This is a genomic window from Pseudomonas sp. R5-89-07, assembly GCF_003851685.1.
GTDB lineage: Bacteria > Pseudomonadota > Gammaproteobacteria > Pseudomonadales > Pseudomonadaceae > Aquipseudomonas.
Genome location: NZ_CP027727.1, coordinates 4219905 through 4237909, shown reverse-complemented (window position 1 = coordinate 4237909; position 18005 = coordinate 4219905). Strand labels below are relative to the sequence as shown.

The window sequence follows — 18005 nt, the reverse complement described above, 5'->3', positions numbered from 1 at the left end:
GCGTGCTCAGCGCGGTGGCAGGGTTTTCTGGCGCAGGATGTAAATCGTCACCAGTACGGCACTGGTCAGCATGAAGCCTCGTGCCCAGGGCAGGGGCACCAGGTAGCAGGAGAGTGCGATGCTCAGCCACATCAAGCCGATGGCGTAGACCTTGCCTTTTAGCGGGATACCATTACCGTCCAGGTAATCGCGGATCCAGGGGCCCAGGCGTGGGTGTTCCACCAGCCAGTGGTAGAAACGCGGGGAGCTTCGCGCGAAGCAGGCAGCCGCCAGCAGGAGAAAGGGTGTAGTCGGCAATACCGGCAGGAAAATGCCGATAACCCCCAGCGCTACGCTCAGCCAGCCGATGGCCAGCAGCGCGTAACGCAGGAGCGGCGAGCGGGTGCCCATGGGGTCCACGGGCAAGCGACTCAGTGGTGGCGTGGCTTGAGGATCGCCGGTTTTTCGTCAGGCGCGTTGCACAGCAGGTACAGCGCGGTGAGGGCTTCGGGGATCTGCACGATCATATCGTCCATCAGGTTGGCGTCGGCGGCGATATCGGAGAACTCCGGCTGGTCGTCGAACAGGCCCGAACCGACCATGATCGGCAGCAGCATTTCGCTGACTTCTTCTTCGGCGGTTTCGAACCAGGCGGCTTCGCGCAGGAAAACGCCTTCCATGAAGCCGATGCACCAGCCGCGCAGGTCGGAATCGTCCGGCTCTTCGCCCAGATCCAGCTCGCAAGGCAGCTCGAATTCCTCGTCGGAGGCCAGTTGGCGACCGATGTGGGCCTTGAGGGCCAGCAGGGTGGCTTCGATTTCTTCGCGCTGGGCGTCGTCGGCGTAGTGAGGCTCTTCGGCGAACAGCGCGTCGATCCATTCACGCTCGGGCACCTCTTCGGCGCAGATCGACAGCGCGGTCAGGTAGCCGTGGGCGGCCACGTAGTCCAGCGCCTCGTCATGCAGCTCATCGGCGTCGAGGAAGGCTTGCAGGCGGGTTAGTTGCTCAGCGAAGGACATTGAAGGACTACCTTGGGAATAAACGATGCTGAATTCTAGGCTTTCTTGAGCGCCCAGGCCAGCCGCAGTGCATTTTTGCAAGGTTTTAGACGGCGGCGGTCTATTCGTCAGTCGCGCCCTTTGCCGGTGAACGCTCGGGTATACTGCCGCGTTTTGTGATGCCCCTGCAGGCCATGCAGCACTCCGGGAAAACTTCGCTTACGGATTATTTTCTATGAAAGCGGATTTTTTCGGCCAGCCTGTACAGAGGGATTTCGGCACCATTTTGGAGTTTTACATGCTCGAGCAGGCTCAACGCGTCCTCAAGGACATCTTCGGCTACGACAGTTTTCGTGGCCGCCAGGGTGCGATCATTGAGCGCGTGGCCAGTGGCGGCGATGCCCTGGTCCTGATGCCTACCGGTGGCGGCAAGTCGTTGTGCTTCCAGGTACCGGCGCTGTTGCGCAATGGCCTGGCGGTGGTGGTATCGCCGCTGATCGCATTGATGGACGATCAGGTCGCCACCCTGGAAGAGCTTGGTGTCGCCGCCGCGTCCCTGAACTCCACCCTCAGTGCCGAGCAGCAGCGCGACCTGGCGGCGCGGATCAAGCGCGGCGAAGTGAAGATGCTTTACCTGGCGCCGGAACGGCTGGTGCAGCCGCGCATGCTAGCGTTCCTGCAGAGCCTGGAAATTGCCCTGTTCGCCATCGACGAAGCCCACTGTGTGTCGCAGTGGGGCCACGACTTCCGCCGCGAATACCTGCAGCTCGGTCAACTGGCGGAGCTGTTCCCCGATGTGCCGCGTATTGCCCTGACCGCCACTGCCGACAAGCGGACCCGCGAAGAGATCGTCGAGCGCCTGCATTTGCAGAACGCCGAGCGCTTCCTGTCGAGCTTTGACCGGCCGAACATTTTCTACCGCATCGTGCCCAAGGAGCAGCCACGCAAGCAGCTGCTGGCATTCCTCTCCGAGCGCCGTAGCGATGCGGGCATCGTGTATTGCCTGTCACGCAAGAAGGTCGATGAAGTCGCTGCGTTCCTCTGTGAACAAGGCTACCCGGCGCTGCCTTACCACGCCGGCCTGCCCAATGAAACACGCTCGGCCCATCAGAAGCGCTTCCTCAACGAGGAAGGCCTGATCATGGTGGCGACCATCGCCTTCGGCATGGGCATCGACAAATCCAACGTGCGTTTCGTGGCGCACATGGACCTGCCCAAGTCCCTCGAGGCCTATTACCAGGAAACCGGCCGCGCCGGCCGTGACGGCCTGCCGGCGGATGCCTGGATGGTCTACGGCCTGCAAGATGTGGTGATGCTCAAGCAGATGCTGCAGAACTCCGAAGGCGACGAGCGCCACAAGCGCCTGGAGCAGCACAAGCTCGACGCCATGCTCTCGCTATGTGAAGAGACCCGCTGCCGCCGCCAGACGCTGCTGGCGTACTTCGACGAAGACATGCCGCAACCGTGCGGCCATTGTGATAACTGCACCGACGGCGTGCAGACCTGGGACGCTACCGAGCCGGCGCGCCAGGCCCTGTCGACGATCTACCGCACCGGCCAGCGCTATGGCGTGGGCCATCTGGTGGATGTGCTGCTGGGCAAGGACAACGAAAAAATCCGCAGCTTCGGCCACGAGAAACTCTCGGTCTACGGCGTCGGCAAGGCCCGCGCCGAAGGCGAATGGCGTTCACTGTTCCGCCAGATGGTCGCGCGCGGGCTGGTTGACATCGATATCGAAGGCTATGGCGGCCTGCGCCTGAACGACAGCTGCCGGCCGTTGCTCAAGGGTGAGGTCAGCCTGGAACTGCGCCGCGACCTCAAGCCGCAGACCACCGCCAAGAGCAGCACCAGCCAGGCCAGCCAGCTGGTGCGTGGCGAGGAGCGCGAACAGTGGGAAGCCTTGCGTACCTTGCGCCGCAACCTGGCGCAGGAACACAGTGTGCCGCCGTATGTCATCTTCCCTGACTCCACGTTGCTGGAGATGCTTCGCGAGCAACCCACCACCATGGCCGAGATGGCCAGGGTCAGCGGCGTGGGTGCGCGCAAGCTGGAGCGTTATGGTCAGGCCTTCCTTGAGGTACTTGGAGGCCAGGCTGAAGCGCCCAGGGAAGTCGCTGATATTCGCCACGAACTGATCAGCCTGGCCCGCGCCGGCATGACCCCGCTGCAGATCGCCGGCCAACTGCAGTGCTCGGAAAAGAACGTCTACACGTTGCTCGCCGAAGCCATCGGCAAGCAGCAGTTGTCGCTGGAACAGGCCCTTGATTTGCCTGAGGACTTGCTCGGCGAAATCCAGGATGCGTTTCTCGACGGAGAGGGCGAATTGCCACCGGTCGCGGAGATCGCGCCGCTGTTCACCGGACGCGTTCCGGAGGGCGTTTTGTACTGCGTACGTGCCGCTTTGCAGTCCGAATTCGAAATTTAGTGTGCCAATTACGACAATGTAACGAATCAGTACATACCGGGCCTTGCCTCCTGGCATGGCTCATGCTTAGCTGACTAATAATTAGCCACACTTTATTTTCAGTCTAAAACATGAGTTTTTTATGCCGTTAACCGATCAACACCGCTTTGGCATGCAGTTGGCGCAAATGTCCCGAGGTTGGCGCGCTGAGCTGGACCGCCGCTTGGCGGGGCTGGGGCTGTCCCAGGCGCGGTGGCTGGTGCTGCTGCACCTGGCCCGTTTTACCGAAGCACCGACTCAGCGTGAATTGGCACAAAGTGTCGGGGTGGAAGGGCCGACCCTGGCGCGGCTGCTCGACAGCCTGGAAAGCCAAGGTCTGGTGCAGCGCCAAGCGGTAGTGGAAGACCGCCGCGCCAAACGTATCCTGCTGTGCGACAGCGCCAGGCCCCTCATCGACCAGATCGAGACCATCGCCACGGCGTTGCGCCATGAACTGTTCGTTGGCGTGGATGAAGAGGATTTGCGGGTGTGCATGCGCGTGCACGGGCACATCCTGGCGAATCTGGAAAAGTCCTGATTCCAAGGCCATTGAAGATCAAAAGGTGGGAGGGGGCTTGCCCCCGATAGCGGTGGTTCAGTTGGAGCATTTTTGACTGATACACCGCCATCGGGGGCAAGCCCCCTCCCACATTTGTTCTGCGTTCGGTCAGAAGGTCTGGCCGAGGTTCAGGTACACTGCCTTCTGGTTGTCATCATTGAACCCATAGCTGAAATTCAACGGGCCCAGCGGGGTATCAAAGCCAAGGAAAATGCTCGCCGCGTTGATATACCCGCTGTCGAATTCGTTGTCGTTGTTCCACGCCCGGCCGCGCTCCACCGAGGCGCCCAGGTACAGCGGGAAATCCAGCGGCAGGTAGGAGCGCGGCGTAAGGCGACGGTAGTACACCGCACGCATCAGGCTGACGTTCTGGCCCGAAATCGCGTCTTCGCGAAAGCCTGACAACTGTCGCGCGCCACCCAGTAGGAAGCTGGAGATCACCACGTCGGATTTATCCAGGGTGCGTCCGTAGCGTCCGCCCAGGATCAGGGTATCGGGGCCGTGGCTCATGGCCTTGTCCAGCTTGAACTCCCATTGGCGGTAGCGCTGGTCCGAGCCAAGCCCCGGCTCGAACTCGCGGAAGGCCAGGGCGATGTCTTCGCCGGTGTGCGGGAAATACACGTTATCGAACGAATCGAACGAGTATTTCAGTTCATAGAAGCCCTCGCTGAAGCTCACGCTTGGCAGGTCGTGGTCGCCAATGCGCACGTCCGCCTTGCCCCAGGCTTCACCCACGCCGAAGCGGATCTCGCCGCTGTTGCCGATCTGCCGCCCGACATTCAAGCCAAAACCGTAGCGTTCCAGCCGATATTCCGAGATGGGGTCGTTGTCCAGCATCAGCTCGACATTTTGCGACTGAGCACTGATATAAGGCGCGATGAAGTAGCGTGACCCGGTGTCCATCGGTTGGTAGAACTCGCTGTACAGCTCCTGGCGATCACCGATCTGCACGCGCGTGAGCCATTCGGCGCCGAGGCGGTTGATGCCGTTCACCCGGTAGCTGGCGCCGAGGTTGAAGGCGCTGTCGCCGCGCATGTCATCCGACAGGTTCAAGCCCAGGCGCAGGTAATCGGTACCGCTGCGTTTGCCGCGCGCAGTGATGACCAGGGTGTTGGTCTTGGCCTTTTTCACCACGCGGTATTGCACCTGCTCGAAGTAGTCCAGGCCGTACAGCGTGCCCATGTCCGATTGCAGGCGGCCGAGGTTGAGCGGCTCGCCCAGTTCCTGGCGGATGTAGTAGCGGATCACGTCGTCGCTGACTTTGGAGTCGTTTTCCACCTCAATGGCGGTAATGATCGGGGTGCGCTCGCCTGGCGTGCGGGCGGCGGTCAGTTGCGGGTCTACCGGTTCGGCGGGGCGCAGATGCGCCAGGCGCAAGTCAAGGGCACGCGTGGCGCGGTAGCCGGCGTCGATCATATCCTTGGCGCGTCCGAAATCCGTCACGCCATAGGCCGCCAGCGGTGGTTGGATCAAGATGTCCCTGGGTTGCAGGGCCTTGAGCTGTTCCTCGGAGTTACGCCGGGTCATCAACGTGATGGACTGGTTGAGCACATCGACCACGGTCGCCAATTGCTTGCGCGAGCGTAGCGGGGTGCCGATGTCCACCACGATGGCGATGTCCACGCCCATTTCCCGCGCCACATCCAGCGGAATGTTGTCGGTCATGCCGCCGTCCACCAGCAGGCGCCCGTCCAGCTCCACTGGAGCGAACACCGCAGGAATCGACATGCTGGCGCGTATCACCTGGGGCAGGTGGCCCTTGCTGAACACGACTTTTTCGCCGGTGGTGATGTCGGTGGCCACGGCCCGGAACGGAATCGGCAGCTTGTCGAAGTTACGCGTGTTGCTGCTGTGGGCGAACATGCTTTCCAGCAGCAACGCCAGGTTCTGGCCCTGGATCACACCCAGCGGCAGGCCGAGGCTGCCGTCGTCGCGAAAGCTTAGTTTCTGTTTGACCAGGAAGTCGCGGTCGTCCTGCTTGCGCCGGAACGGCACGTCTTCCCGCGGCGGTGCGTCGGACAACGCCTGTTGCCAGTCGATATTCAGCGCGAGTTTTTCCAGCTCGTCGATCTTGTAGCCCGAGGCGTACAACCCGCCGATCACCGCGCCCATGCTGGTACCGGCAATCGCGTCGACCTGGATGCCTTGTTCTTCCAACGCCTTGAGCACACCGATATGCGCCAGGCCACGCGCCGCGCCGCCAGACAGTACCAGGCCGATTTTAGGACGTGGGCTGTCAACGGCATTGGCGAGAAGGGGCAACAGGCACAGGCACAGGCAGGACAACAGGCGGCGCATCATGAATCTCAAGGCTGGTCGATAAAGGCCGGTATTATAGCCACTCGATCCACCGAAGCCGTCACGCAGGAGCCTTTCACCTTATGTCTGCACGTAAACCCGAAATCGTGATCACCTATTGCACCCAGTGTCAGTGGCTGTTGCGTGCCGCGTGGCTGGCTCAAGAGTTGTTGAGTACGTTTGCCGACGATGTGGGCAAAGTGTCCCTGGCGCCCTCGACCGGCGGCGCGTTTCGCATCACCTGCGACGATGTGCAGATCTGGGAGCGCAAGGCGGACGGTGGCTTCCCGGAGGCCAAGGTGCTCAAGCAGCGCGTGCGCGACCAGATCGACCCGCAGCGCGACCTGGGCCACAACGATCGTACCCCGTAGTCAGGCCGCCGCCGGCTGCTTGGCCTGGCTGGCGCTGCCCATCAGCCCGGACAACACGATGGCGACAATGATCAGCGCGCCGCCCAGCAGCATGCGCAAGGTCGGCGTTTCGGCAAACAGAAGCCAGGCCACCGTGATGCCGTAGACCGGTTCCATGGCGAACACCACCGACGCGGTGCGCGCCTTGATCACCGCGAGGCTGGCGACAAACAGGCTATGGGCCAGTCCGGTACAGAACACGCCGAGCAGGCCGATCCACAGCCAGTCCAGCGCGCGTACATCGGCAAGCCCCGGCGCTGCCACGGGCAACAGGCAGGCCGCAACGATCAGGTTCTGGCACAACGCGGCCTGTACTGCAGGAATGCGCCCGGAGCTGGCGCGGTTATTCAGCGACAGCAGGGAGAACAGCAGTCCGGAGGCGATCCCCCACAACAGGCCGCCGGTGGCTTCGCTGGCCAGGTTGAAGTCCGGGGTGACCAACACCAGCCCTACGGTGACCAACGCCACCAGCAGCACTTCATTGGCGCGGATGCGCTCGCGGAAAATCAGCCCCTCGAGGATCACCGTAAAGGCTGGAAAGGCGGTGAAGCCCAACGTTGCTACCGCCACGCCGGCCACTTTTACGGCAATAAAGAACGTCACCCAATGCGCCGCCAGCAGCACACCGCTGACGAGCAAGCGGCGCCAGTCACGCCATTCAAGCCGCCTCCATGGCGCCTGGCTGGCAAAGCGCGCAAACACCGCCAAGGCAATTACCGCAAACGCGGCCCGCCCGAATACGATGATGGCGGGGGAGGCGGCCGCCAGCTTGCCGAATACGCCGGTAAGGCCAAACATCAATGCGCCGATATGCAGGGCGCCGAGGGCTGAGCGGGGAGTCATGGCGATCCTTGAGCCAAAGGGTAACAGGGGCGCAGTCTACAACGCTTGGCGGCAGACGCGTTGTCATCAGACTGACGCACGGCTGTCACGGGCTATTAATCGCCAGGGCGCAAGCTCGCGAAAACAGCGTCGAGGGACACCCATGACCCGTGCCGAATTCGCCAAACCCAGCCGCAAGCAACGGGTGCGTACCCTGTGGATTTCCGATGTGCATCTGGGCACTCGGGATTGCCAGGCCGAGCACTTGTCGCACTTTCTCAAGGGCTACCACGCCGACAAGGTGTATCTGGTCGGCGACATTATCGATGGCTGGAAAATGCGCGGCGGCATGTATTGGCCCCAAGCCCACACCAACGTCATCCGTCGCCTGCTGACCATGGCCAAGCGTGGCACCGAGGTGATCTACGTCACCGGTAACCATGACGAGTTTCTAAGGCGCTACTCCAAGCTGATCCTGGGCAATATCCAGCTGGTGGACGAGGCCGTGCATGTCACCGCCGACGGCCGCCATCTGCTGGTGATTCATGGCGATCAGTTCGATGTGATTACCCGTTATCACCGCTGGCTCGCCTTCCTGGGCGACTCGGCCTACGAGTTCACCCTTACCCTGAACCGTTGGCTCAATCACTGGCGAGCGCGCTATGGCTATGGTTATTGGTCGCTGTCGGCGTACTTGAAGCACAAGGTGAAAACCGCCGTGAGTTTTATCAGCGATTTCGAAGAGGCCATCGCCCACGAAGTGACCAAGCGTGAGTTGCACGGGGTGGTGTGCGGGCATATTCACCATGCCGAGATCCGCAAGGTGGGCGAGGTGGATTACCTCAATTGTGGCGATTGGGTGGAGTCGTGCACGGCGTTGATCGAGCACTGGGATGGGCATATCGAGTTGTATCGGTTGGCGGATGCGCAGGCCAGGGAAGCGCAACTGAGGGCCGAGGTGGCCGTAACCTGAAGGTCCTGACTCGGTCAAAATATAGGAGGGGGGCAAGCCCTAATGCCATTCAGTTAAGTGTACACCGTCCTCAGTAGGAGCGAGCTTGCTCGCGAAAAACTCACAGGCTCCGCGTTCGTTCAGAAAGCACGCGTTATCGTTGACGTTTTTCGCGAGCAAGCTCGCTCCTACACAAATCCTTAACCCCTCCCACATTTTGTTCCGGTTTTATTCAGTTGGAGACGTCGGCGATGGCCTGGGCCAGCAGGGTTAGGCGGGTGGCATCGACCCCCGCCACGTTGGCCCGTCCCGAACTGACCATGTACACACTGTGCTTCTCACGCAGTTGCTTGACCTGCTCGGCACTCAAGCCGGTATAGGAAAACATTCCGCGCTGCGTCCCGATGTGCGCAAACCGCTCGGCCAGGCCGTGGGGCGTCAGCGCTTCCACCAGCCCGGCGCGCAATTGGGCGATGCGCAAACGCATGGCTTCGACTTCGTCGCTCCACTGCTTTTTCAGCTCGGCATCGCCCAGGATGGTCGCGACCACGGCGGCGCCATGATCCGGTGGCGTGGACCACAAATTGCGCGCGATATTGGCCAACTGACTGCGCACATCCAGAAGCTTTTGCGCATCCGCCGCACACACGATCAAGGCGCCAACGCGGTCGCGGTACAAACCGAAGTTCTTCGAGCACGAACTGGTGATCAACACTTCCGGCAGTTCGGCGGCGAACAAGCGCACCGCCCACGCATCTTGCTCCAGGCCGTCGCCAAAGCCCTGGTAGGCAAAATCGATCAGCGGTAGCAATTGACGTTCGCGCACGATCTGCAGCACCTGGCGCCAGTCATCCTGGGACAGGTCGAACCCGGTCGGGTTATGGCAGCACGCGTGAAGCAGGACCACGTCGCCCTTGGGCACGCTGGACAGAGTGGCCAACATCGCCGCCACATCCAGGCGATTGTCGCTGCCCACGTAGGGGTAGTGACTGACCTTGAGTCCGGCTTTGGCGAATAGGGTTTCGTGGATCGGCCAGGTCGGGTCGCTCAGCCACACGCCACGGCCGGGCAGGCTGTGGGCGATGAAGTCGGCCGTCAGGCGCAGGGCGCCGGTACCGCCCGGCGTCTGGGTGGCGCCGGCCCGTTGTTCGCCGAGCAAGGCCGAATCGGCGCCAAGCACCAGTTGGCTGATCAATGCGCCGAACGCTGCATCGCCGTGACCGCCGATGTAGGTCTTGGTGGTTTGGCTATCGACCAGGCGCTGCTCGGCGAGTTTGACCGAGTGCGGAATCGGCGTCAGACCCTGGTCGTCCTTGTAGACGCCCACGCCCAAGTCGAATTTGTTCGGGTTGGCATCCTGGGCGTACAGGTCCATCAACCCGAGGATCGGGTCACCGGGCACGCGGCCAATCGCATCGAAATGCATTACTTGCGACCCTCGGCGCTCTTGGCCACTTCATCGGTGCGCGCGGCCATGATGAAGTCGTTGCGGTGCAGGCCCTTGATGGAGTGGCTCCACCAGGTCACGGTGACTTTGCCCCATTCGGTGAGCAGGCCAGGGTGGTGGCCTTCGGCTTCGGAGATGTCACCCACGGCGTTGGTGAAGGCCAGGGCGAACTTGAAGTTCTTGAACAAAAAGACCTTTTCCAATTGCATCACGCCGTCGCGCACTTCGATGTTCCAGTCCGGGATCTGTTTGATCAACACCGGCAGTTCTTCATCGCTGACTTGCGGGGCGTCGGCGCGGCAGGCTTCGCAATGGGCTTGGTTCAAGGTGGTCATGAAGGTGTCCTGAATTCGAATGATTGAAGGTCAGTGGCGTTACCCTAAAGCAACGCGCGGCCAGGGAACAGACTCACCTGGCGTTAAAACACAAGGTTCACGCGGCTTTGGGTTTTGGAGGCTGCTTTTGGGGTAAAGAGCGGCGCATGCAGGCCCAGCTGCATGCCGCGCTCCACCATGCCCATGATGTCTTCCTGTGCCACATCGAACAGACGCTTGAGCTCGGGCAGCACGAAGTACAGCGGCTGCAGGATGTCGATGCGATAAGGGGTGCGCATCGCCTCCAGCGGGTCGAAGGCCTGGTGTTCAGGCTCGTCCGACAGGCAATACACGCTTTCCTTGGGCGACGACAGAATACCGCCACCGTAGATGCGCCGACCTTCAGGAGTGTCCACCAGGCCAAACTCGATGGTCATCCAGTACAGGCGCGCCAGGTACACCCGTTGCTCTTTGGTGGCCGCCAGGCCGAGCTTGCCGTAGGTGTGGGTGAATTCGGCGAACCAGGGGTTGGTCAGTAGCGGGCAGTGACCAAAGATCTCGTGAAAGATATCCGGCTCTTGCAGGTAGTCCAGTTCTTCACGGGTACGAATAAAGGTTGCCACCGGAAACTGCTTGCTGGCGAGCAATTCGAAGAAAGTCTGGAAGGGGATCAGCGCCGGCACGCGGGCCACTTGCCAGCCCGTGGTTTCAGCCAGCACTTTGTTGATTTCGCCCAGCTGTGGGATGCGATCCAGGGGCAGTCCGAGCTTGTCGATGCCGTCCAGGTATTCCTGGCAGGCACGGCCCTCGATCACTTTCAACTGGCGCGTGATCAGGGTGTTCCACACCGCGTGTTCTTCGGGCGGGTAGTGGATAAAACCTTGCGCATCGGGCTCGCGGGCCACGTAGTGCGTCTGCTTCATACGGCTCTCCTGCTAGGCATTCGTTCTTGTTATGTCCTGCGATGTCTCTATTGATAACCCGTGCGAGGCAGGTTTTCGCGGGTCTCAAAGGCCTCAAGGTAGGAAAAGTTACTGGATTTCGTAAACTATTCGTTACGGATGTGGCGCCCTGCGCTGCATTGGGCTGGGAAAAGCTCGCGGGCTGTCACATAATCTTGACGACTATCTGCGCCCAGCGGCAAAAAGCCGCAGCGCCTATCCACTTTCGAGCCCTTTCATGCGTATCAAAGTGCATTGCCAGAACCGCATCGGCATCCTGCGGGACATCCTCAACCTGCTGGTGGAGTACGGCGTGAACGTTGCCAAGGGCGAGGTCGGCGGCGAGCATGGCAATGCCATCTATCTGTTCTGCCCTAACCTGGTGAACATGCAGTTCCAGGCGTTGCGCCCGCAGTTCGAGGCGATAGCCGGCGTATTCGGCGTAAAAAGGGTAGGGCTGATGCCCAGCGAGCGTCGGCACATGGAGCTCAATGCGCTGCTCGGCGCCCTGGAGTTTCCGGTGTTGTCCATCGACATGGGCGGCTCCATCGTTGCGGCCAACCGTGCGGCGGCGCAGTTGCTCGGCGTGCGGGTGGATGAAGTGCCAGGGATTCCCTTGTCGCGCTATGCCGAAGACTTCGATTTGCCGGAGCTGGTGCGCGCCAGCAAATCGCGGATCAATGGTCTGCGGGTCAAGGTCAAGGGTGATGTATTCCTGGCGGACATCGCGCCGCTGCAGTCTTCCGAACATGATGACAGCGAAGCCATGGCCGGCGCGGTGTTGACCCTGCACCGCGCCGACCGGGTGGGCGAGCGCATTTACAACGTGCGCAAGCAGGAGCTGCGCGGCTTTGACAGCATCTTCCAGAGTTCCAAGGTGATGGCCGCCGTGGTGCGCGAAGCCCGGCGCATGGCACCACTGGATGCGCCGCTATTAATAGAGGGCGAAACCGGTACCGGCAAAGAGCTGCTGGCCCGTGCCTGCCACCTCGCCAGCCCGCGTGGTCAGTCGCCCTTGATGGCGCTCAACTGCGCGGGCTTGCCTGAGTCAATGGCCGAGACCGAGCTGTTTGGCTATGGCCCCGGCGCGTTCGAAGGCGCACGGGCCGAAGGCAAACTCGGGCTGCTGGAACTGACCGCCGGCGGTACGTTGTTTCTCGACGGGGTCGGGGAAATGAGTGCACGCCTGCAGGTAAAACTGCTGCGCTTTTTGCAGGACGGCTGCTTTCGCCGCGTGGGCAGTGATGAAGAGGTGTACCTCGACGTGCGGGTCATCTGCGCGACACAGGTGGATTTGTCCGAGTTGTGCGCCCGTGGCGAATTTCGCCAGGACCTGTATCACCGCCTGAACGTGCTGTCGCTGCACATCCCGCCCCTGCGCGAATGCCTTGACGGCCTCGCACCCCTGGTCGAGCATTTCCTCGACCAGGCCAGCCGGCAGATTGGCTGCCCGCTGCCCAAGTTGGCGCCTGCCGCGATGGACAAGCTCAGCCACTATCACTGGCCGGGCAATGTGCGGCAATTGGAGAACGTGCTGTTCCAGGCGGTTTCGCTGTGCGAAGGCGGGACGGTCAAGCTTGAGCATATTCGCTTGCCGGATTACGGCATGCGCCAGCCCCTTGGCGATTTCTCGTTGGAAGGCGGGCTGGAGGCCATCGTCGGGCGGTTCGAGAAGGCTGTTCTGGAAGCCTTGTACGCCGAGCATCCCAGCAGTCGGCAATTGGGCAAGCGCCTGGATGTATCCCACACCACCATCGCCAACAAACTGCGCGACTACGAAATCCTCAAGACCGGCAAGTAATGTGGGAGGGGGCTTGCCCCCGATAGCGGTATATCAGCCATACACTTTTGGACTGACCCACCGCTATCGGGGGCAAGCCCCCTCCCACATTGGATTTGTGTCGTATTCAAGGCCGAGGCTTGCCGTTAGCGGCAGTAGTCCGCCGTTTTTTCGACTCTGACCCACGCTCGCAATCTTGCATCGCACCCGCAAACCCCCGCCCCGCCTGTGCTTGAGCCAATTTTAAAAAGTTGGTTCGCAAATTGCTTAAGCCTCATCAGTACAGCGGTGGGCGGCAAGCGTCCGTCAGAAAGAGGATAGAGCGTGGACAAGTACCTTTATGTGGCAATGACCGGCGCCAGCCAAAATGCTCTGGCGCAGAAGGCCCATGCCAACAATCTGGCGAACATTTCCACCAACGGTTTCCAGCGTGACCTGGAGCAGGCGCGGTCGATGCCGGTGTTCGGTGACAGCTTTCCGGCGCGGGCCTTTGCGATGACCGAGCGGCCAGCCACCGACTTCTCCCCGGGCGCGATGATTGAAACCGGTCGTGACCTGGACGTGGCCGTCAGCGGCGACGGCTGGATGGCCGTGCAAACCCCGGATGGCAGCGAAGCCTACGTGCGCAGTGCCAGCATGAACGTGGATGCACTGGGCGTGCTGCGGGCGGGCAACGGTATGCCGATCATGGGCAACGGCGGCCCGATCGCCGTGCCGCCCCAGCAGAAAATCGAAGTGGGCGCCGACGGCACCATCAGCATCCGCGCCATGGGCGAGGGCCCACGGGTGATGGCGGAAGTGGACCGGATCAAGATGGTCCAGCCTGACCTCAAGAACATGACCAAAGGTTTGGACGGCACCATCCACACCAAGGATGGCCAGCCGGCCCAGGCCGACGCGAACGTCAAGCTGACCTCGGGCTTCCTGCAGGCGAGCAACGTCAACGCCGTGGAGGAAATGACTGCGGTACTGGCGCTTTCCAAGCAGTTCGAGCTGCACATCAAGATGATGAACAGCGCTAAAGAAGACGATCAGGCCATGACTCGCGTCATGCAGATGAGCTAATTGCCTTAATTGGCTTTTAAATAAACAGCGCAGCACGGCGCCAACAAACAGGCGCACGAAGGAGAACAGCATGCTTCCGGCTCTATGGGTTGCCAAGACAGGCCTGTCCGCCCAGGACACCAACCTGACGACCATTTCCAACAACCTGGCGAACGTGTCGACCACGGGTTTCAAACGTGATCGCGCCGAATTCCAGGACTTGCTCTATCAGATCAAGCGCCAGCCAGGCGCCCAGTCGACCCAGGACAGCGAACTGCCGTCGGGCCTGCAACTGGGTACCGGTGTGCAGATTGTCGGCACCCAGAAAAACTTCAGCGCCGGTAACCTGCAACAGACCGGTCAGCCGCTGGACATGGCGATCAACGGCCGTGGTTTCTTCCAGATCCTGCAACCGGATGGCACCACGTCTTACACCCGTGACGGTACTTTTCACCTGGATTCCAACGGCCAGATCGTGACCGCCAACGGTTTCGCCCTGGAGCCAGCCGTCGTGGTTCCGGCAGACGCCAAGACCTTCACCGTCGGCAACGACGGCACCGTGTCGATCACCGTGGCCGGCAACCCCGCGTCGCAAGTGATCGGCAACTTGCAAACCGCCGACTTCATCAACCCGGCCGGCCTGCAGGCCATGGGCAACAACCTGTTCCTCGAGACCGCCTCCAGCGGCGCGCCGCAAATCGGCACCCCTGGCCTGAACGGTTTCGGTACCACGCTGCAAAGCACCCTGGAAACCTCCAACGTCAGCACGGTTGAGGAGATGGTCAACATGATCACCACCCAGCGCGCCTACGAGATGAACTCCAAGGTGATTTCCACCGCCGACCAGATGCTTTCGTTCGTAACGCAGAATCTGTAATCAGTCTATGGGGCGCCCTTGAAAGCGCCTGCAACACCGTGAGGTTAGGGTCATGAATCGCTTTGTTTCTGTTTTGGCATTGAGTGGGATCGCCGTACTTGCGGGCTGTGTCGCCCCGACGCCGAAACCCAATGACCCGTACTACGCGCCGGTGTTGCCACGCACGCCATTGCCGGCGGCGGCCAACAATGGCTCGATCTACCAGGCCGGTTTCGAGCAGAACCTGTACAGCGACCGCAAGGCGTTCCGGGTGGGTGACATCATCACCATCACCCTGAACGAGAAGACCCAGGCCAGCAAGAACGCCAACTCGCAGATCGGCAAGACCAGCAAGACCGGTATCGGCCTGACTTCACTGTTCGGCGGCGGCCTGACCACCAATAACCCGTTGGGTGATGGTGACCTGAGCCTCAATGCCGGCTACAGCGGCGACCGCGCCACCAACGGCAAGAGTGCGGCAGGGCAGGGCAACAGCCTGACCGGCTCGATCACCGTGACCGTGGCTGACGTGTTGCCCAACGGCATTATCGCCGTACGCGGTGAAAAGTGGATGACCCTCAACACCGGCGACGAGCTGGTGCGCATTGCCGGCATGGTACGTGCCGATGATATTTCCACCGATAACACCGTGCCATCGACGCGGATTGCCGATGCGCGGATTACCTACTCGGGTACGGGTTCGTTTGCTGATGCAAGCCAGCCGGGCTGGTTCGACCGTTTCTTCCTTAGCCCGCTGTTCCCTTTCTAGGTGGCCATTTTGAACTTCAAGCAGCTGATGGCGGCGGTGTTGTTGCTGTCCCTGAGCGCCGTCGCCCAGGCCGAGCGCCTGAAAGACATCGCCAGCATTTCCGGCGTGCGCAGCAACCAGTTGATCGGCTATGGCCTGGTGGTGGGGCTCAATGGCACGGGTGACCAGACCACCCAGACCCCGTTCACCCTGCAAACCTTCAACAACATGCTGTCGCAGTTCGGCATCAAGGTACCGCCAGGCTCGGGCAACGTGCAGTTGAAGAACGTCGCGGCGGTGTCGATCAGCGCCGACTTGCCGGCGTTCGCCAAGCCGGGGCAGGTGGTGGACATCACGGTTTCGTCCATGGGCAACTCCAAGAGCCTGCGTGGCGGTACGTTGCTGATGACGCCGCTCAAAGGTATCGACGGCAATGTCTACGCCATCGCCCAGGGCAACCTGGTGGTGGGCGGGTTCGACGCCGAGGGCCGCGACGGCTCGAAGATCACCGTCAACGTGCCATCGGCCGGCCGCATCCCCGGTGGCGCCACGGTTGAACGCACCGTGCCGAGCGGTTTCAACCAGGGCAACAGCCTGACCTTGAACCTCAACCGTTCCGACTTCACCACCGCCAAGCGCGTGGTCGACAAGATCAACGACATGCTCGGCCCAGGCGTGGCCCAGGCCATCGATGGTGGCTCGGTGCGGGTGACCGCGCCGCTGGACCCAAGCCAGCGGGTGGACTATCTGTCGATCCTGGAAAACCTTGAGGTGGACCCCGGTCAGGCAGTGGCCAAAGTCATCATCAATTCGCGCACCGGCACCATCGTGATCGGCCAGAACGTCAAGGTTTCGCCGGCAGCGGTTACCCACGGCAGCCTGACGGTGACCATCACCGAAGACCCGATCGTCAGCCAGCCTGGGCCATTGTCCAACGGCCAGACGGCGGTGGTGCCGCGTTCGCGAGTCAATGCCCAGCAGGAAGCCAAGCCGATGTTCAAGTTCGGCCCCGGTACCACCCTGGACGAGATTGTCCGCGCGGTGAACCAGGTGGGCGCGGCCCCCGGCGACTTGATGGCGATCCTCGAAGCCCTGAAACAGGCCGGCGCCTTGCAAGCCGACCTGATCGTGATCTGAGGCCATGGTCATGGACATGCGCAAGAGCGGGATCAGCAGCACGGCGGATTCTGGGTCTTACTCGGACTTGAACCGGCTTAACCAGCTCAAGGTCGGCGCCGACAAGAACAGCGATGGCAACATGCGCAAAGTCGCGCAGGAGTTCGAGTCGCTGTTCCTCAGCGAGATGCTCAAGTCCATGCGTTCGGCCACCGAAGCGCTGGGCAAGGACAACCCGCTGAACACCCCGGCGGCCAAGCAGTATCAGGAAATGTACGACCAGCAACTGGCGGTGTCGATGTCCCGCGAGGGCGGTGGTATCGGCCTGGCCGACGTGCTGATGCGCCAGATGCAAAAGAACAAACCGGTGGACGCCCAGGCGGCCACCTTGCAGGGGCCGGCAGCCGAGGCCCCGGCGAAGAAAGCCGACGTGCCGACGGAAATTGCCGCCGGCACCCAGGCGCAAGGCCCGTTGGGACGCTCCAATGGCCAGCGTCCATTGTGGGCTTATCGCGTGGCGGTGCCCGAAGGCGCGAGTGCGCATGCCAACGACATGGAGCTGATGAACCAGCGCCGTATCGCCTTGCCAAGCAAACTGACCGATCGCCTGCTCGCCGGCATCGTGCCGAGCACGCCAGTCGCTGCGCAAACCACCAGCGCGCCGCTGCGCAACAGTGCCGCCGACGACAACGTGGTCAACAGCACTGCGCGCAGCGTGGCCGTGCCGAGCGGGCGCATGCAGGTCTACGGCCGCGCCATCGCTCAGCCACCGTTGGCACCGGCGAAAAAGGCCTTCAGCTCCCAGGACGAATTCGTCGCGACCATGCTGCCGATGGCCAAGGCAGCGGCCGAGCGCATCGGTATCGATCCGAAGTACCTGGTGGCCCAGGCCGCCTTGGAAACCGGTTGGGGTAAATCGGTGATGCGCGCCGAGGACGGCAGCAGCAGCCACAACCTGTTCGGCATCAAGGCCGGCCAGAGCTGGCAGGGCGGCCAGGCCCGTGCGATCACCAGTGAGTTTCGCGATGGCGCGATGGTCAAGGAAACGGCGCAGTTCCGTTCCTACAGCTCTTATCAAGACAGCTTCCATGACCTCGTGACGCTGCTGCAAAGCAATGATCGCTATAAAGAAGTTGTGAAGTCAGCCGACAACCCGGAACGCTTTGTGCGCGAGTTGCAAAAAGCCGGTTACGCCACCGACCCGGATTACGCCAGCAAGATTTCGCAGATCGCAAAAAACATGAACAGTTACCAGAACTACGCTGCCGCTGGCGCAACCACACATTTATAAGGTCTGA

17 protein-coding genes are annotated in these 18005 nt (G+C 61.6%); 10 read left to right on the top strand and 7 right to left on the bottom strand.

Annotated features, from left to right (window positions below):
• Window positions 1-6: 6 nt before the first annotated feature.
• Window positions 7-390 carry a YbaN family protein gene (locus tag C4J94_RS19270; RefSeq protein WP_124387610.1) on the bottom strand — a complete coding sequence of 128 codons (384 nt, stop codon included), beginning with the start codon at window positions 388-390 and terminating at the stop codon, window positions 7-9.
• 20 nt (window positions 391-410) lie between these two features.
• A complete protein-coding gene (locus C4J94_RS19265) occupies window positions 411-998 on the bottom strand; it encodes a YecA family protein (protein WP_124387609.1) in 588 nt (195 codons plus the stop codon).
• A 277-nt stretch (window positions 999-1275) separates the two neighbouring features.
• Here C4J94_RS19265 and recQ point away from each other — a divergent pair, with 277 nt between their 5' ends.
• Both recQ and C4J94_RS19255 read left to right on the top strand, forming a co-directional pair.
• Window positions 1276-3402, top strand: coding sequence for a DNA helicase RecQ (gene recQ, locus C4J94_RS19260; RefSeq protein WP_124387608.1), 2127 nt, complete (start codon window positions 1276-1278; stop codon window positions 3400-3402).
• Window positions 3403-3523: 121 nt separating this feature from the next.
• On the top strand, window positions 3524-3958 hold the full coding sequence (locus C4J94_RS19255; RefSeq protein WP_124387607.1) for a MarR family transcriptional regulator: 435 nt from the start codon (window positions 3524-3526) through the stop codon (window positions 3956-3958).
• 129 nt (window positions 3959-4087) lie between these two features.
• On the opposite strand, the gene C4J94_RS19250 is transcribed toward C4J94_RS19255, so the two are convergent.
• Complete coding sequence (locus C4J94_RS19250) at window positions 4088-6277, bottom strand: patatin-like phospholipase family protein (protein WP_124389020.1); 2190 nt, start codon at window positions 6275-6277, stop codon at window positions 4088-4090.
• An 83-nt stretch (window positions 6278-6360) separates the two neighbouring features.
• On the opposite strand from C4J94_RS19250, the gene C4J94_RS19245 reads away from it, so the two are divergent.
• Complete coding sequence (locus tag C4J94_RS19245) at window positions 6361-6648, top strand: SelT/SelW/SelH family protein (protein WP_124387606.1); 288 nt, start codon at window positions 6361-6363, stop codon at window positions 6646-6648.
• Here the strand turns inward: C4J94_RS19245 and C4J94_RS19240 are convergent, their stop codons facing one another.
• Window positions 6649-7530: a DMT family transporter gene (locus tag C4J94_RS19240; protein WP_124387605.1), complete on the bottom strand. Its 882-nt coding sequence runs from the start codon at window positions 7528-7530 to the stop codon at window positions 6649-6651.
• 142 nt (window positions 7531-7672) lie between these two features.
• Here C4J94_RS19240 and C4J94_RS19235 point away from each other — a divergent pair, with 142 nt between their 5' ends.
• Window positions 7673-8482: a UDP-2,3-diacylglucosamine diphosphatase gene (locus C4J94_RS19235; protein WP_124387604.1), complete on the top strand. Its 810-nt coding sequence runs from the start codon at window positions 7673-7675 to the stop codon at window positions 8480-8482.
• Between the two features lie 211 nt (window positions 8483-8693).
• On the opposite strand, the gene C4J94_RS19230 is transcribed toward C4J94_RS19235, so the two are convergent.
• From C4J94_RS19230 to phhA, 3 genes are all read right to left on the bottom strand, one after another.
• Window positions 8694-9887 (bottom strand): amino acid aminotransferase, encoded by a 1194-nt coding sequence (locus C4J94_RS19230; protein WP_124387603.1) that lies wholly within the window; start codon window positions 9885-9887, stop codon window positions 8694-8696.
• Window positions 9887-10243 (bottom strand): 4a-hydroxytetrahydrobiopterin dehydratase, encoded by a 357-nt coding sequence (locus tag C4J94_RS19225; RefSeq protein ID WP_124387602.1) that lies wholly within the window; start codon window positions 10241-10243, stop codon window positions 9887-9889. The genes C4J94_RS19230 and C4J94_RS19225 overlap by 1 nt, the downstream gene beginning before the upstream one ends.
• An 83-nt stretch (window positions 10244-10326) precedes the next feature.
• Window positions 10327-11145: a phenylalanine 4-monooxygenase gene (gene phhA / locus C4J94_RS19220; protein ID WP_124387601.1), complete on the bottom strand. Its 819-nt coding sequence runs from the start codon at window positions 11143-11145 to the stop codon at window positions 10327-10329.
• Window positions 11146-11401: 256 nt separating this feature from the next.
• Between phhA and C4J94_RS19215 the strand changes: the two genes are divergently transcribed.
• The 6 genes from C4J94_RS19215 to flgJ all read left to right on the top strand — a co-directional run bounded on the left by C4J94_RS19215 (window position 11402) and on the right by flgJ (window position 17998).
• On the top strand, window positions 11402-12964 hold the full coding sequence (locus C4J94_RS19215; RefSeq protein ID WP_124387600.1) for a sigma-54-dependent transcriptional regulator: 1563 nt from the start codon (window positions 11402-11404) through the stop codon (window positions 12962-12964).
• A gap of 303 nt (window positions 12965-13267) precedes the next feature.
• Window positions 13268-14008, top strand: coding sequence for a flagellar basal body rod protein FlgF (locus C4J94_RS19210; protein ID WP_124387599.1), 741 nt, complete (start codon window positions 13268-13270; stop codon window positions 14006-14008).
• Window positions 14009-14078: 70 nt separating this feature from the next.
• Window positions 14079-14864, top strand: a complete 786-nt coding sequence (gene flgG / locus C4J94_RS19205; protein WP_057721328.1) for a flagellar basal-body rod protein FlgG — start codon at window positions 14079-14081, stop codon at window positions 14862-14864.
• A gap of 52 nt (window positions 14865-14916) precedes the next feature.
• Window positions 14917-15612: a flagellar basal body L-ring protein FlgH gene (gene flgH, locus C4J94_RS19200; RefSeq protein WP_124387598.1), complete on the top strand. Its 696-nt coding sequence runs from the start codon at window positions 14917-14919 to the stop codon at window positions 15610-15612.
• Window positions 15613-15618: 6 nt separating this feature from the next.
• Entirely contained in the window at window positions 15619-16728 is a 1110-nt protein-coding gene (locus tag C4J94_RS19195) for a flagellar basal body P-ring protein FlgI (protein WP_372240903.1), read from the top strand.
• A gap of 4 nt (window positions 16729-16732) precedes the next feature.
• Window positions 16733-17998: a flagellar assembly peptidoglycan hydrolase FlgJ gene (flgJ, locus tag C4J94_RS19190; RefSeq protein ID WP_124387596.1), complete on the top strand. Its 1266-nt coding sequence runs from the start codon at window positions 16733-16735 to the stop codon at window positions 17996-17998.
• Window positions 17999-18005 lie beyond the last annotated feature (7 nt).

Coding starts and splice junctions, on each gene's coding strand:
- C4J94_RS19270 (WP_124387610.1), bottom strand. CDS start 390: ATGGGCACCCGCTCGCCGCTCCTGCGTTACGCGCTGCTGGCCATCGGC.
- C4J94_RS19265 (WP_124387609.1), bottom strand. CDS start 998: ATGTCCTTCGCTGAGCAACTAACCCGCCTGCAAGCCTTCCTCGACGCC.
- recQ (WP_124387608.1), top strand. CDS start 1,276: ATGCTCGAGCAGGCTCAACGCGTCCTCAAGGACATCTTCGGCTACGAC.
- C4J94_RS19255 (WP_124387607.1), top strand. CDS start 3,524: ATGCCGTTAACCGATCAACACCGCTTTGGCATGCAGTTGGCGCAAATG.
- C4J94_RS19250 (WP_124389020.1), bottom strand. CDS start 6,277: ATGCGCCGCCTGTTGTCCTGCCTGTGCCTGTGCCTGTTGCCCCTTCTC.
- C4J94_RS19245 (WP_124387606.1), top strand. CDS start 6,361: ATGTCTGCACGTAAACCCGAAATCGTGATCACCTATTGCACCCAGTGT.
- C4J94_RS19240 (WP_124387605.1), bottom strand. CDS start 7,530: ATGACTCCCCGCTCAGCCCTCGGCGCCCTGCATATCGGCGCATTGATG.
- C4J94_RS19235 (WP_124387604.1), top strand. CDS start 7,673: ATGACCCGTGCCGAATTCGCCAAACCCAGCCGCAAGCAACGGGTGCGT.
- C4J94_RS19230 (WP_124387603.1), bottom strand. CDS start 9,887: ATGCATTTCGATGCGATTGGCCGCGTGCCCGGTGACCCGATCCTCGGG.
- C4J94_RS19225 (WP_124387602.1), bottom strand. CDS start 10,243: ATGACCACCTTGAACCAAGCCCATTGCGAAGCCTGCCGCGCCGACGCC.
- phhA (WP_124387601.1), bottom strand. CDS start 11,145: ATGAAGCAGACGCACTACGTGGCCCGCGAGCCCGATGCGCAAGGTTTT.
- C4J94_RS19215 (WP_124387600.1), top strand. CDS start 11,402: ATGCGTATCAAAGTGCATTGCCAGAACCGCATCGGCATCCTGCGGGAC.
- flgG (WP_057721328.1), top strand. CDS start 14,079: ATGCTTCCGGCTCTATGGGTTGCCAAGACAGGCCTGTCCGCCCAGGAC.
- flgH (WP_124387598.1), top strand. CDS start 14,917: ATGAATCGCTTTGTTTCTGTTTTGGCATTGAGTGGGATCGCCGTACTT.
- flgJ (WP_124387596.1), top strand. CDS start 16,733: ATGGTCATGGACATGCGCAAGAGCGGGATCAGCAGCACGGCGGATTCT.